This is a genomic window from Pseudomonas sp. 30_B, from assembly GCF_017491605.1.
Lineage (GTDB): Bacteria > Pseudomonadota > Gammaproteobacteria > Pseudomonadales > Pseudomonadaceae > Pseudomonas.
Genome location: NZ_JAFGYY010000021.1, coordinates 13,139 through 25,998 on the forward strand (window position 1 = coordinate 13,139; position 12,860 = coordinate 25,998).

Annotated in this window: 14 protein-coding genes; 6 read left to right on the plus strand and 8 right to left on the minus strand. The window is 66.3% G+C overall.

Annotation, left to right across the window (positions count from 1 at the left end):
• Positions 1-9 precede the first annotated feature (9 nt).
• Genes J5M67_RS20750 through rpoE form a run of 4 tightly spaced genes read right to left on the minus strand, consistent with a single transcriptional unit; the run spans position 10 to position 2,635 of the window.
• Entirely contained in the window at positions 10-465 is a 456-nt protein-coding gene (locus tag J5M67_RS20750; protein ID WP_207887207.1) for a SoxR reducing system RseC family protein, read from the minus strand.
• On the minus strand, positions 462-1,406 hold the full coding sequence (locus tag J5M67_RS20755; RefSeq protein ID WP_207887208.1) for a MucB/RseB C-terminal domain-containing protein: 945 nt from the start codon (positions 1,404-1,406) through the stop codon (positions 462-464). Before J5M67_RS20755 ends, J5M67_RS20750 begins: the two co-directional genes overlap by 4 nt.
• A gap of 22 nt (positions 1,407-1,428) precedes the next feature.
• On the minus strand, positions 1,429-2,019 hold the full coding sequence (locus J5M67_RS20760; RefSeq protein WP_207887209.1) for a sigma-E factor negative regulatory protein: 591 nt from the start codon (positions 2,017-2,019) through the stop codon (positions 1,429-1,431).
• Between the two features lie 31 nt (positions 2,020-2,050).
• Positions 2,051-2,635 (minus strand): RNA polymerase sigma factor RpoE, encoded by a 585-nt coding sequence (gene rpoE / locus J5M67_RS20765; RefSeq protein ID WP_015476086.1) that lies wholly within the window; start codon positions 2,633-2,635, stop codon positions 2,051-2,053.
• A 460-nt stretch (positions 2,636-3,095) separates the two neighbouring features.
• On the opposite strand from rpoE, the gene nadB reads away from it, so the two are divergent.
• The gene (gene nadB, locus J5M67_RS20770; RefSeq protein WP_207887210.1) at positions 3,096-4,712 is read left to right on the plus strand and encodes an L-aspartate oxidase; all 1,617 of its coding nucleotides are present in this window, start codon (positions 3,096-3,098) and stop codon (positions 4,710-4,712) included.
• On the opposite strand, the gene J5M67_RS20775 is transcribed toward nadB, so the two are convergent.
• The gene (locus tag J5M67_RS20775) at positions 4,681-5,133 is read right to left on the minus strand and encodes a protein YgfX (RefSeq protein ID WP_207887211.1); all 453 of its coding nucleotides are present in this window, start codon (positions 5,131-5,133) and stop codon (positions 4,681-4,683) included. The genes nadB and J5M67_RS20775 overlap by 32 nt on opposite strands.
• A complete protein-coding gene (locus J5M67_RS20780; protein WP_207887212.1) occupies positions 5,117-5,371 on the minus strand; it encodes a succinate dehydrogenase assembly factor 2 in 255 nt (84 codons plus the stop codon). Before J5M67_RS20780 ends, J5M67_RS20775 begins: the two co-directional genes overlap by 17 nt.
• Positions 5,372-5,541: 170 nt before the next feature.
• Here J5M67_RS20780 and J5M67_RS20785 point away from each other — a divergent pair, with 170 nt between their 5' ends.
• Both J5M67_RS20785 and J5M67_RS20790 read left to right on the plus strand, forming a co-directional pair.
• Positions 5,542-6,483 carry a folate-binding protein YgfZ gene (locus tag J5M67_RS20785; protein ID WP_207887213.1) on the plus strand — a complete coding sequence of 314 codons (942 nt, stop codon included), beginning with the start codon at positions 5,542-5,544 and terminating at the stop codon, positions 6,481-6,483.
• 168 nt (positions 6,484-6,651) lie between these two features.
• On the plus strand, positions 6,652-7,488 hold the full coding sequence (locus J5M67_RS20790) for an HDOD domain-containing protein (protein WP_207887214.1): 837 nt from the start codon (positions 6,652-6,654) through the stop codon (positions 7,486-7,488).
• 147 nt (positions 7,489-7,635) lie between these two features.
• Here J5M67_RS20790 and J5M67_RS20795 read toward each other — a convergent pair whose 3' ends face one another.
• Together J5M67_RS20795 and J5M67_RS20800 are read right to left on the minus strand one after the other, a co-directional pair.
• Positions 7,636-9,045 carry a sensor histidine kinase gene (locus tag J5M67_RS20795; RefSeq protein WP_207887215.1) on the minus strand — a complete coding sequence of 470 codons (1,410 nt, stop codon included), beginning with the start codon at positions 9,043-9,045 and terminating at the stop codon, positions 7,636-7,638.
• The gene (locus J5M67_RS20800; protein WP_207887216.1) at positions 9,038-9,709 is read right to left on the minus strand and encodes a response regulator; all 672 of its coding nucleotides are present in this window, start codon (positions 9,707-9,709) and stop codon (positions 9,038-9,040) included. The genes J5M67_RS20795 and J5M67_RS20800 overlap by 8 nt, the downstream gene beginning before the upstream one ends.
• A gap of 215 nt (positions 9,710-9,924) precedes the next feature.
• Between J5M67_RS20800 and J5M67_RS20805 the strand changes: the two genes are divergently transcribed.
• From J5M67_RS20805 to J5M67_RS20815, 3 genes are all read left to right on the plus strand, one after another.
• Entirely contained in the window at positions 9,925-11,226 is a 1,302-nt protein-coding gene (locus tag J5M67_RS20805; protein WP_207887217.1) for an OprD family porin, read from the plus strand.
• Between the two features lie 30 nt (positions 11,227-11,256).
• Positions 11,257-12,234: a tripartite tricarboxylate transporter substrate binding protein gene (locus tag J5M67_RS20810; RefSeq protein WP_207887218.1), complete on the plus strand. Its 978-nt coding sequence runs from the start codon at positions 11,257-11,259 to the stop codon at positions 12,232-12,234.
• 152 nt (positions 12,235-12,386) lie between these two features.
• On the plus strand, positions 12,387-12,857 hold the full coding sequence (locus tag J5M67_RS20815; protein WP_207887219.1) for a tripartite tricarboxylate transporter TctB family protein: 471 nt from the start codon (positions 12,387-12,389) through the stop codon (positions 12,855-12,857).
• Positions 12,858-12,860: the final 3 nt, after the last annotated feature.

Genomic DNA, 12,860 nt, shown 5'->3' on the forward strand with positions numbered 1-12,860 from the left:
GGAAAGAGACTAAACCGGGCCGAGCGGCCCACCGACCAGCGCACGCAGCACAACCGGTTGCATCGCCAGATCATCCGAATGGCGTCGCGCCAGGCGACGCACGAGCAACCAGGCCAGCAGGAATCCCGCAAGCCCGGCCGCCATGACCAGAGGTTCCCCGAAACCGAGGCGCGCCGCCAGTAGTGCCAGCGCGAAAAGTCCAAGTAACGGGGAAAGATAGAAGAGCAGGGCACTCTTCAGGAGAAGGTCCTCGCCTACGCCCAACACGACTTCGTCGCCAGGCGCCAGCTTCAGCGAAGACAAGGCGCGCACGCGGCCACGCCTGTTACCGACACCCAACCGGCCCAGGATACCCTGTCCGCAGCCGGCATTCACTGAACATCCCGAGCAGGTGGATTGGCGCAGCGTTTCGACCCAGACCGCTCCGGATTCGACCGCCACCACCCTCCCCCGCTCCTCGATCACTCGGGCTGGGCTCCCGCTGGCCGCATGGACAGCGCAACCCGCTCAGCCGTACCACTGGGTATCTCGCCCACGACGGTCACCATGGTGCCGCCATCTTCACTGGCGTATCGCCGGGATACCACGGTCGTCGGGCCCAACTGGGTACGCGCATCGTCGACCTTGGCGCCATGCAGCGGCTCGAGGAACACCGAGAAGCGCGCCAGGCCATCGCCGTATGCCAGGCAGAGCACCTGGTCGTCCGACACCGGGCTGCGCTGTTGCAAGGTGCTGTTGAGGGTGAACCCCGGGGGCACCCACTCCGAATGCCAGCCGGTTTTCACGGCCGCGCTCTTGAGCTCCTTGACCGGCTGACAGGCCGAGGTCGGCTGCAGCTCGGCATCGTCAGGGGCCGTCAGGTCGATGCGGGTGAATTGCAGGCGCTCGATGACCTGTCCTTTGTCGTTGAGCAGCAGGGACTTGAGCGGCAGACCGGTTTCCTTGTCCAGATGGAGCTCGAAACCGTAGCGGTGCTGGTCGCGCGGCAGCACGGCAAGCACCACGGCCGGGCGATCGGCGATGCGCGACTCGCCCGCCACGCGGATGTCGTACCAGGAGGTCAGGTCCTGCGGATTCAGCTTGTGCGTGGGCCAGAGCTGACCCACCGCAACCTGCCCGGCCATGCCGCCGCCCACGCACTGGGTGGCGCCATCGACCCGCAGCACTTCCTGGCGCGGGCCATCGGCCTGCACCAGGCGCTCGCGCACAGAACCATCGGCATCGACCCGATGCCACACGTCGTGGGTCGAGAAGGTGCCGCTGCGCTCGTAGACGAAAGTACCCTGGAAATTCTGTTGCTGATCCGCCTCGGAGAGACGTTTGATCCAGTCCAACGCATCGGCGGCCTGGACTGGCAAAGCCAGCAGACCGCCAAGGATGAACAGCAGTGCTGTAGTCGCGCGCATGTCGCTCCTTAAGGTCGCAAAATCAGCGGCTTTCCAGGCTCGCGGCGCGCGCGTAAGGCAGGGCGCTGTCAGTACCGTTTACGGCGGACTGTTGCGCATGTTGGCGCAGATAACCCGGAAGACGCTGCTCATGCCAGGTGGTCTGCCCGCCCTGGGCATTGGTGATCACCTGCGGCGCCTCGTCCTGAGTGTAGCCTGCCAGAACCGCCGGACCCTGAACTTGCGGCAGAGCGATCTGCTGCGTGGCAGTCGACTGCTGGGCCAGGCCGCTGTTGGCGACGCCGCTGTCCTGATGGTACAGGCGAACACCCGCCAGCACGGCCAGGGTCACCGACGCGGCGACCGCCAGGCGGCCAATGTTGCGCCACGGATTGGGCTTGCTCGGCGCCGGCGCGGCTTCATTGGCCAGAGCGACGGACACGGCGGCGGCGATATCCAGCTTTGGCATCGCCGGCTCCTTGTGCATCACCGCACGGGCCAGTTGATAACGGGACCAGGTGGCCCGCAATTCGGCGTCCTCGCCGCAGGCTGCAAGCACTCGCCGCAGCTCAAGCTCATCCGCTTCGTTATCCATTACAGCGGACAGCGACTCCTGCAGGGCTTCACGACTCATAGCGGTACCTCTCTTGGCTGTTGCCGCTGTATCAGACTTCTTCATGCAACAAAGGCTGCAAAGCTTTGTCGATCGCTTCCCGCGCACGGAATATCCGTGAGCGGACCGTCCCCACCGGACACTGCATCACGGTGGCGATATCTTCGTAACTCAAGCCTTCGAACTCGCGCAGGGTCAGTGCCGTGCGCAGGTCCTCCGGCAGCTGCTGGATGGTGCGATGAACTGTTTCCTCGATCTCATCCCGCAGCATGGCTCGTTCCGGCGACTCGATGTCCTTCAGGGCATGGTCGCCCTCGAAGAACTCCGCGTCTTCCGCAGTGACATCGCTGTCAGGCGGGCGCCGACCGCGCGCCACCAGGTGGTTCTTCGCGGTATTGATGGCGATACGGTACAGCCAGGTATAAAAGGCACTATCGCCTCGGAAGTTACCCAAGGCGCGATACGCCTTGATGAATGCTTCCTGTGCGACATCCTGGGCTTCCTGGGCGTCGTGCACGAACCGCACGATCAGCCCGAGAATCTTGTGCTGGTACTTCAGCACCAGCAGATCGAATGCCCGCTTGTCTCCGCGCTGTACCCGTTCAACCAGTTGCTGATCCTGTTCCTGGGTTAGCATGAATGCTCCTCTACGAACCTGGAGGAGCTTCGAGCACCCTGGTGAATCGTCCTGCCAAGATAGACTCGGGACTTCTGCAAAAGTTCTCCCCTCCAAGCATGCGCCGCACAGTTTTTTCACGTTCGCGGCAACCGGACCCAGACATGCGTCCGAAGCCCGTTGAATTCAACTGTATCGGGCGAAACACCCGCGCTCCCCTCCGCGCAGTCCGAGCCTGCGCGAAAACGACTTAAGGTATTTCGGGTTGGAACCGGAACGACTAAAAAAGTTCCGGCGATTTGCCACGATCCGTCACCTCCGATGCAACACCAACACGCCTGCTTTCGCGGCATGAGCGGGAGTCCGGAGAGTCCGCCCTGCGGCTGCCGTCCGCCGCAGGCGGCTTCGGTGTCATCGGTTCGCCAGTATTGTGCCGTGACACCCTTCTATATACTAGGGCGCCTTTTTGGTGGAGCCGGACATGGGTCAGCACTTCCAGCATGATGTATTGGTGATCGGCAGCGGGGCCGCAGGCCTGACGCTCGCCCTGACGCTGCCCGCGCACCTGCGCATTGCCGTCCTGAGCAAGGGCGAACTGTCCCAGGGCTCGACCTTCTGGGCCCAGGGCGGAGTCGCCGCCGTGCTGGATGATACCGACACCGTCGAGTCCCACGTCGAGGACACCCTGGTCGCCGGCGCCGGCCTGTGCCGCGAAGACGCAGTGAAGTTCACCGTCGAGCACAGCCGCGAAGCCATCCAGTGGCTGATCGAACAGGGCGTACCCTTTACCCGTGACCATGAACCGGGGCGCGAGGACGGCGGCTTCGAGTTCCACCTGACCCGTGAAGGCGGCCACAGCCACCGCCGCATCATTCACGCCGCCGACGCCACCGGCGCAGCCATCTTCAATACCCTGCTGGAGCAGGCGCGCCAGCGGCCGAACATCGAACTGCTGGCGCAGCGGGTCGCGGTCGACCTGATCACCGAGCGCAAGCTCGGCATGAAGGGCCAGCGCTGCCTGGGCGCCTATGTGCTGGACCGCAGCACCGGCGAAGTCGACACCTTCGGCGCGCGCTTCACCGTGCTCGCCTCCGGCGGCGCCAGCAAGGTCTACCTCTATACCAGCAACCCGGACGGCAACTCCGGCGACGGCATCGCCATGGCCTGGCGCGCCGGCTGCCGGGTCGGCAACCTGGAGTTCAACCAGTTCCACCCGACCTGCCTGTACCACCCGCAGGCCAAGAGTTTCCTGATCACCGAGGCCATACGTGGCGAAGGCGGCCTGCTGCGCCTGCCCAACGGCGAGCGCTTCATGCAGCGCTTCCATGCCCTGGCCGAACTCGCGCCGCGCGACGTGGTGGCCCGCGCCATCGACCACGAGATGAAGCGCCTGGGCATCGACTATGTCTACCTGGACATCAGCCACAAGCCGGACGCGTTCATCCGCGAGCACTTCCCCACCGTCTACGAGCGCTGCCTGGACTTCGGCATCGACATCACCCGCGAGCCGATCCCGGTAGTACCCGCGGCGCACTACACCTGCGGGGGCGTACTGGTGGACCAGCACGGCCACACCGACGTACCGAACCTCTACGCCATCGGCGAAACCACCTTCACCGGCCTGCACGGCGCCAACCGCATGGCCAGCAATTCCCTGCTGGAGTGCTTCGTCTACGCCCGTTCCGCCGCCGCCGACATCGTCGGCAAACTTGCCCGCGCGCCCGCTCCAGCCCCCCTGCCCGGCTGGGACGCCAGCCAGGTGACCGACTCGGACGAAGACGTGATCATCGCGCACAACTGGGACGAGCTGCGGCGCTTCATGTGGGACTACGTCGGCATCGTACGCACCAACAAGCGCCTGGCCCGCGCGCAGCACCGCGTGCGCCTGCTGCTGGACGAGATCGACGAGTTCTACTCGAACTACAAGGTCAGCCGCGACCTGATCGAGTTGCGCAACCTGGCCCAGGTGGCCGAGCTGATCATCAACTCCGCCATGCAGCGCCACGAAAGTCGCGGCCTGCACTACACCCTGGACTATCCGGACCTGCTGCCCGAGGCGCGCGACACTATCCTGGCGCCGCCCACCTATTGCGGCTGAAGCGCAGCCTTACCCGCAGGCGCCGGTGCAGCTCCGGTGCCAGGGCATCGGCCGGCACGCAGACGCTGCCCACCAGCCACTGGCCGGGACGACGGAAACGCAGCACGATCAACGCCGGCAGCGCCAGGCTGTCCGGCATCAGCTGCACCGGCTGGAATCCTTCCCGCTCACTCCACAACTGCCAACCCCCGGCGTCATGACGCAGCGCGCGCACCGCAGCCGGGCCGCGCAACAGGATCCGCCCTGGCACTACCCAGCAGGCGTGCAGCAGGCAAAGGCTCAGGCCGAGTGAAATCCAGTGGAAGGGAATGTCTGCGAGCAGCAACGCCAGGACGGCGAACGACTGCGCGCCGAGATAGGCCACCAGCAACCCGATGGACGGTCGCCAGTGGCATTCGAAGGAGTCACTTCGGCTGGACACGGTCCAGGATCATGCGAACGATGTGGCGCAGGTCGGCATCGTCCGGCTCGCCGCGCTGCATGAACCAGCCGAACATATCCTGGTCCTCGCACTCCAGCAGCTTGCGGAAGCGCGCCTGGTCCTCGGCGCCAAGGCCCGGGTAGACCTCCTGGACGAAGGGCACCAGCAGCACGTCCAGTTCCAGCATGCCACGGCGGCTGTGCCAGAACAGGCGCTTGAGTTCGATTTCATCGGTCATCTGCAGGTACCTCGAATAACGGCGGGCGGATACATCGGATCGCTCGCGGGGGCGACGGCCGGCGCGAGCCGAGCGGCATTATACGCATGCGGCCCCGCTCCCGGCACCCGCTGACAAGCCTCGGTCCGGGCTCTATCATGAGGCCCCTAACTTTCTTCCAGCGAATCGTGATGACCGCCTCCGTCTTCTTCACCGAACTCAATCACGAAGGGATTCTCGCCGTGCGCGGCGTGGACGCCGCCAAATTCCTCCAGGGCCAGCTGACCTGCAACCTCAGCTACCTGAACGACGAAACCGCAAGCCTTGGCGCGCGCTGCACCCCCAAGGGGCGCATGACCTCCAGCTTCCGCATCGTCGCCGAGGGCGACGGCTACCTGCTGGCGATGGCCAGCGACCTGCTCGACGCCCAGCTCACCGACCTCAAGAAGTACGCCGTGTTCTCCAAGGCCAGCCTGTCGGACGACAGCGCCCTGTGGACGCGCTTCGGCCTGAGCGGCGCCGACGCCCTGCTCGCCGAGCTGGGCCTTGCGCTCAGCGGCCAGGCCGACCAGGTGGCGCGCCATGACGGCCTGATCGCCATCGGTCTCGGCCATGGCCGCGTCGAACTCTGGGTGCCGGCATCGCGCGCCGCCGAGCTGCGCGAGCGCCTGACTGCGCAACTGGCGCACGGCAACCTCAACGACTGGCTGCTCGGCCAGGTCCGCGCCGGTGTCGGCCAAGTCTTCGGCAGCACCCGCGAGCTGTTCATCCCGCAGATGATCAACCTGCAGGCCGTCGGCGGCGTGAGCTTCAAGAAGGGCTGCTACACCGGCCAGGAAATCGTCGCGCGCATGCAGTACCTCGGCCGCCTCAAGCGCCGCCTGCATCGCCTGGCGCTGGACGGCAATGAACTGCCGGAGCCGGGCCGCGAGCTGTTCTCGCCGGTGCACTCCACCAGCGTCGGCGAAGTGGTGCTGGCCGCCCATGCCGCGGAAGGCGTGGAGCTGCTGGCGGTGCTGCAGGACGACGCCGTCGCCGATGGTCGCGTGCGCCTGGGCGAGGCCGAAGGCCAGCCGCTGCGCCTGCTGGACCTGCCCTACACCCTGGACAGCGACCGAGAGATCCAGCGCTGAACTCGGCCGGGTGGGGAGCCCGGCCCAAGGCAAGGTGTGAGAAACACGATTTGGTGATCCACCTAACCGACGAGTCATTCAGCAACGCGCACAATGCAGCCCGTCCCGACGGGTTGCACGGCAACACGACTCATCAAGAAGCAACATCAGACCCAATCAGGAAGTGCCATGAGCAAGCTTGCCGACAAAGTACAACAGGATCTGCTGCGGGCCATCGAGAACGATGAACTGGTGCTGCCGACGCTGCCGGAAGTCGCCCTGCGCGTGCGCGAGGCGGCGGAAGACCCCAACAGCAGCGTTCAGGACCTCGCCAAGGTGATCGGCAACGATGCCGCACTGACGGCGCGCATCATCAAGGTCGTGAACAGCCCGCTGCTGCGCACCAACAAGGAAATCACCGACCTGCAGATGGCGATCGGCCGCCTGGGCATGAACTACACCTGCAACCTGGCCACCGGTCTTGCCATGGAGCAGATGTTCCAGGCCACCTCCGACGTGGTCGACCGCAAGATGCGCGAAGTCTGGAACAAGAGCACCGAGATCGCCGGCATCTGCCACGCCCTGTGCAGACACTACACCCGCCTGGCGCCGGACCAGGCCACCCTCGCCGGCCTGGTGCACCAGATCGGCGCGCTGCCGATCCTCACCTACGCCGAGGAACACAGTGAGCTGCTGGCCGACTCCATCAGCCTCAACCATGTGATCGAGCGCATCCACCCGGTCATCGGTGATCGCATCCTCAAGGCCTGGGACTTCCCGGCGCCGATTGCCGCCGTACCGGGCCAGCACCTGGACTTCGAGCGCGACTCGGTCAAGGTCGACTACGTGGACATCGTCCAGGTCGCCACCCTGCAGAGCTACCTGGGCAGCCAGCACCCCTATACCGAACTGGACTGGAGCAACATTCCGGCCTTCGCCAAGCTGGGCCTGGACCCGAAGGCCAACCTCAAGGAAGACGAGGACCTCTCGGCCGCAATGGAAGCGGCGATGAGCATGCTGCAGTAAGGGCGGAAGAGCGCACCGCCGGTGATCGATCGCGGACAGAGTCCGCTCCTACACTGGGGTCGATCTCCGGGTAGGAGCGGACTCCGTCCGCGATGGCTTCGCCCCACTTTGAAACCCGCCCTCACCGGCGGGCTTCGCGTTTCTGCCTCAGGCGTTTTCCACCGGGAAACTCACCCGCACCAGCAACCCGCCCAACTCGCCGTGCGCCAACTCGATGCGCGCCCGGTGCGCGCTGCATATCTCGCCGACGATGGCCAACCCCAGGCCGGTGCCCTGCTGACGACGGCGGTAGAAACGACGGAACACCTTGTCGCGCTCCTCCGGTGGAATCCCCGGGCCGTCGTCCTCGACCTCCAGGCCGGCCGGCGACAGCACGCGGATGATCACGTTGCCGTCCGCCGGCGCGTGGGCGATGGCGTTGTCCACCAGATTGCTGAGCAACTCGTTGAGCAGTGTCGGATCCCCCTTCACCCACACCGGATCGTCCGCCTCCAGCGCCAGGGCGACGCCGCGCGCATAGGCCAGCGGTGCCAGCGCCAGGCCCAGCTCCCGCGCCAGCTGGCTGAGATCGATGTCCTCCCCCGCCCCTTCGGCGATGGCCCGCGCGCCGCTCTCGACGCGCGCCAGCGACAGCAACTGGTTCGCCAGCCCGGTCACCCGGTCGGTGTTCTGCACGGCCTCCACCAGGGTGGCGCGCCACTGCTGCGGGTCCTGCTCGCGCAGGCCCAGCTCCAGCCGCGCCTTGAGCGCCGCCAGCGGCGTGCGCAATTCGTGGGAGGCCTCGGCGATGAACTGCGACTGCCGGTCGAACAGCCCGCGCAGGCGCACGGTGAAGTGGTTGAGCGCCGCCACCAGCGGACGCAGCTCGCGCTGCACCCGCACCACCGGCAGCGGCCGCAGGTCGTCCGGCTGCCGCTCCTCCACCGCCGCGCGCAGGCGGTCCAGCGGGCGCAGGCCGGCACTCACCGCGTACCAGACCAGCAGCAGCGCGGCGATGGCCGACAGCGCCAGGTTCAACAGGGTGTCGCCGAGCAGGTTGCGCGCCAGCCGCTCGCGGGCGCCCAGGGTTTCCGCCACGCGGATTTCCGCCATGCCGTTGACCGTCGGCTGGCTGACGGGCTGCAGCAGGCTGACCACCCGCACGCCCTGCCCCTGGTACTGGGCGTCGTAGAACTTGGCCAGCGCCGGGTAATCATCGGTGCGCGGCGTGCCCGGCGGCGGCGCGGGCAAACTCTCATAGCCGGAGATCATCCGTCCGTGCGGATCGATCACCTGGTAGAAAATGCGTCCGGCGCTGTCGTACTCGAAGCTGTCCAGCGCCATATAGGGCACGTTGGCGCGCAGGGTGCCGTCGCTGGCGTAGAGGCCGTCGGCGATGTCCCGCGCGGAGGCCAGCAGGGTGCGGTCATAGGCGATGTCGGCGGCGTGACGGGCACGCGAGTAGGTCACCGCGCTGCCGATCAGCAGCAGCACCAGCAACATGCCGCCCAGCCGCCACAGCAACCGGCCACGCAGGCTGCCGGCGCCGGGGACGCGCCAGCGGCGCGGCTCAGCCATCCTGCGCCTCGAGCAGGTAACCCAGGCCGCGGAAGGTGACGATGCGCACCGAGCTGCCTTCGAGCTTCTTGCGCAGGCGGTGCACGTAGATTTCGATGGCATCGGCACTGGCGTCCTGATCCAGGCCGAACACCTGGGAGGCCAGTTGCTCCTTGCTCATCACCCGCCCCGGACGGGCGATCAGCGCTTCCAGTACCGCCTGCTCGCGAGAGGTCAGGTTCATCGCCTGGTCGGCCAGGGTGAAGCGCCGCGCGCCGAGGTCATAGACCAGTTCGCCACAGCGCTGCTGCTGTTCCCCGCCCAACACGCTGCGCCGCAGCAGGGCCTTCACCCGCGCTTCCAGTTCGGTCAGCTCGAAGGGCTTGGCCAGGTAGTCGTCGGCGCCCAGGTTCAGTCCGTGCACGCGGTCGCGCACCTCGCCGCGCGCGGTCAGCATCAGCACCGGCAGGGTCTTGCCGCGCTCGCGCAGGCGCGCCAGCACCTGGAAGCCGTCCAGGCGCGGCAGGCCGACATCGAGGATCGCCAGGGCGTAGTCCTCGCTGGCCAGGGCCAGGTCCGCGGCCACACCGTCCTGCAGCAGGTCCACGGTCCAGCCGGCGCCCTTGAGCGCCTGGGCGACGCTTTCGCCCAATTGGGGATGGTCTTCGACCAGGAGGATTCGCACGTGGATTTACCCCTACGACGACAGGTTCGGGCCGGCAGTGTACCCATCCACGCGCCGCTGTGAATGGGGGAAATTCGCTGAAAACACTGCGAAAGCTGACTGAAAGCCTGGTGAAAGCTTAGCCCGTTAGCATCGCCCCCAAGCGGCGAAGACTGCTCAGAGCGAAAGGCGGCGTGGTGCCCTTTCGTGACAACAACAAGAACCGGAGACCACAGATGCCCATTGCCCAGCCCCAGGCTGCACTGGCTGCCCGCAAGCCCTTTTCCCCCCGCCTGTCCCCTGCCCGCGCGAGCGCCCTGCTGGCCGTCGCCGGCTTCGCCCCATTGTGCGATGCGGCAGGTTTCATCGAAGACAGCAGCGCCACCCTCAGCACCCAGAACATCTACTTCAACCGTGATTTTCGCGACGGCAGCGGCCAGTCCAAGCGCGAGGAATGGGCGCAAGGCTTCATCCTCGACTTCCAGTCCGGTTACACCCCCGGCACCGTCGGCGTCGGCCTCGACGCCATGGGCATGCTCGGCCTGAAGCTCGACTCCAGCCCTGACCGCACCGGCACCGGCCTGCTGCCCACCCATGACGACGGCCGCGCCGCCGACGAGTACAGCAAGCTCGGCCTGACCGCCAAGTTCAAGGTGTCGAAGAGCGAGCTGAAGATCAGCAGCCTGATTCCCGACCTGCCGACCCTGCAGCCCAACGACAGCCGCCTGTTCCCGCAGACCTTCGAAGGCGGCCTGCTCAACTCCACCGACCTGCCCGGCCTGAACTTCACCGGCGGCCGCCTGGAGAAGGTCAAGGACCGCGACTCCACCGACTGGCAGGACCTGGCGCTGAACAACAAGAACAAGCGCTTCTCCGGCGGCAGCGCCGAGGGTGATCACTACGACCTGGCCGGCGGCGACTACAAGCTCACCGACCACCTCACCGGCCGCTACCACTATGCCGAGCTGGACGACGTCTACCGCCAGCACTTCGTCGGCCTGCTCGCCAGCTACCCGTTCGGCCCCGGAAAGTTCAGCGCCGACCTGCGCCTGACGCTCAGCGACGACCAGGGCGCCGCCCGTGGCGGCAAGATCGACAACCGCGCCTTCAACGGCATGCTCGGCTACGCCCTGGGCGCCAACAAGTTCAGCCTCGGCTGGCAGCAGATGAACGGCGACACCGCCTTCCCCTACATCGATGGCAGCAACCCGTATCTGGTGAACTTCGTGCAGGTCGGCGACTTCGCCGACGCCGAGGAACGCTCCTGGCAGCTGCGCCACGATTTCGACTTCGCCGGCCTCGGGATTCCCGGCCTGACCCTGATGAATCGCTATGTCAGCGGCGACGATGCCAGAATCAATGGCATGGACGGCCACGGCAAGGAATGGGAGCGCAACACCGACATCAAGTACGTGATCCAGAGCGGCCCGCTCAAGGACGTCGCCGTGCGCGTGCGCAACGCCACCTACCGTTCCAGCTTCGCGCGGGACGCCGACGAGACGCGTATCTACCTGAGTTACTCCCTGGCGATCTGGTAACCGAAATAACAACAAGAGAGGAATCGCACCATGTCCAACGTCCTGCGCAACCTGACCCTGGCCGGCGCCACCCTGCTGTTCGCCGGCAGCCTGATGGCCGAGCCCAAGCGCCCGGAATGCATCGCCCCGGCCTCCCCCGGCGGTGGCTTCGACCTCACCTGCAAGCTGGCGCAAAGTGCCCTGATGGACTCGAAGCTGTTGTCCAAGCCGATGCGCGTCACCTACATGCCCGGCGGCGTCGGCGCCGTGGCCTACAACGCGGTGGTCGCCCAGCGGCCGGCCGACGGCAACACCATCACTGCCTTCTCCAGCGGTTCCCTGTTGAACCTGGCCCAGGGCAAGTTCGGCCGCTTCGACGAGAACGCGGTGAAATGGCTGGCGGCGATCGGCACCAGCTACGGCGCCATCGCGGTGCCGGCGGACTCGCCGTTCAAGAACCTCGGCGATCTGGTCACCGCGCTCAAGGCCGACCCGAGCAAGGTGGTGATCGGTTCCGGCGGCACCGTCGGCAGCCAGGACTGGATGCAGACCGCACTGATCGCCAAGGCCGCCGGCATCGATCCCAAGCAGCTGCGCTATGTCGCCCTGGAAGGCGGCGGCGAGATCGCCACGGCACTGCTGGGCGGTCACATCCAGGTCGGCAGCACCGATATCTCCGACTCCATGCCGCACATCCGTGCCGGCAAGATGCGGCTGCTGGCGGTATTCGCCGAAGAGCGCCTGAAGGATGAAGGCATGACCGACATCCCCACCGCCAAGGAGCAGGGCTACGACATCGTCTGGCCGGTGGTGCGCGGTTTCTACGTCGGACCGAAGGTGAGCGACGAGGACTACCAGTTCTGGAAGGCCTCCTTCGACAAGCTGCTGGCTTCGGAGGACTTCGCCAAGCTGCGCGACCAGCGCGAGCTGTTCCCCTTCGCCATGACCGGGCCTGAGCTGGACGCCTACGTGAAAAAGCAGGTGACCCAGTATAAGCAGCTCGCCCGCGAGTTCGGCCTCATCCAGTAACGATCGGCTGCGCGTCGGCCAGCCGGCGTTGAAAGCGGGCTCAGACTGCTCATTTACAATCGTAAACTCCGCGTCTTCGCCCGCTTTCGCCTTGTCTGGCTCTAGCTCGCTCAATCGTTAGCAAGCGCTATTCCTGACACGAGGAAGCTTTCATGAGCTCTTCCAATAGCCTCTTCCAGCGGCTGTTCGCCGGCGTCTGGCTGCTCGCCTGCGTCGCCTTCGCCCTGATCGCCTGGAACTACCAGGCGCCCTTTTCCTACGAACCGGTCGGCCCGCGCGCCTACCCGCTGCTCTGCCTGGGTCTGATGGCCGCCGGCCTGGCCTGGCTGATCGCCCGCCCCACGCCGATCAAGCGTGACGAGGACGAGCCCGCGCTGGAAGGCGCCCTGCTGGCCAAGGTGGTGCTCTGCGTCGCCCTGCTGGTGATCTATGCCGGGCTGTTCGAGCCGCTGGGCTTCATTCCCGCCAGCGCCCTGATCGGCACTTTCATCGCGCTGATCTATGGCGGTCGTCCGGTGGCCAGCGTGGTCACCGCCACCCTGCTCGCCATCGGCCTGTACCTGCTGTTCGACCGCACCCTGGATGTCCCGCTGCCGCTGGGCATTCTCGAACCCCTGCTCTGAGGA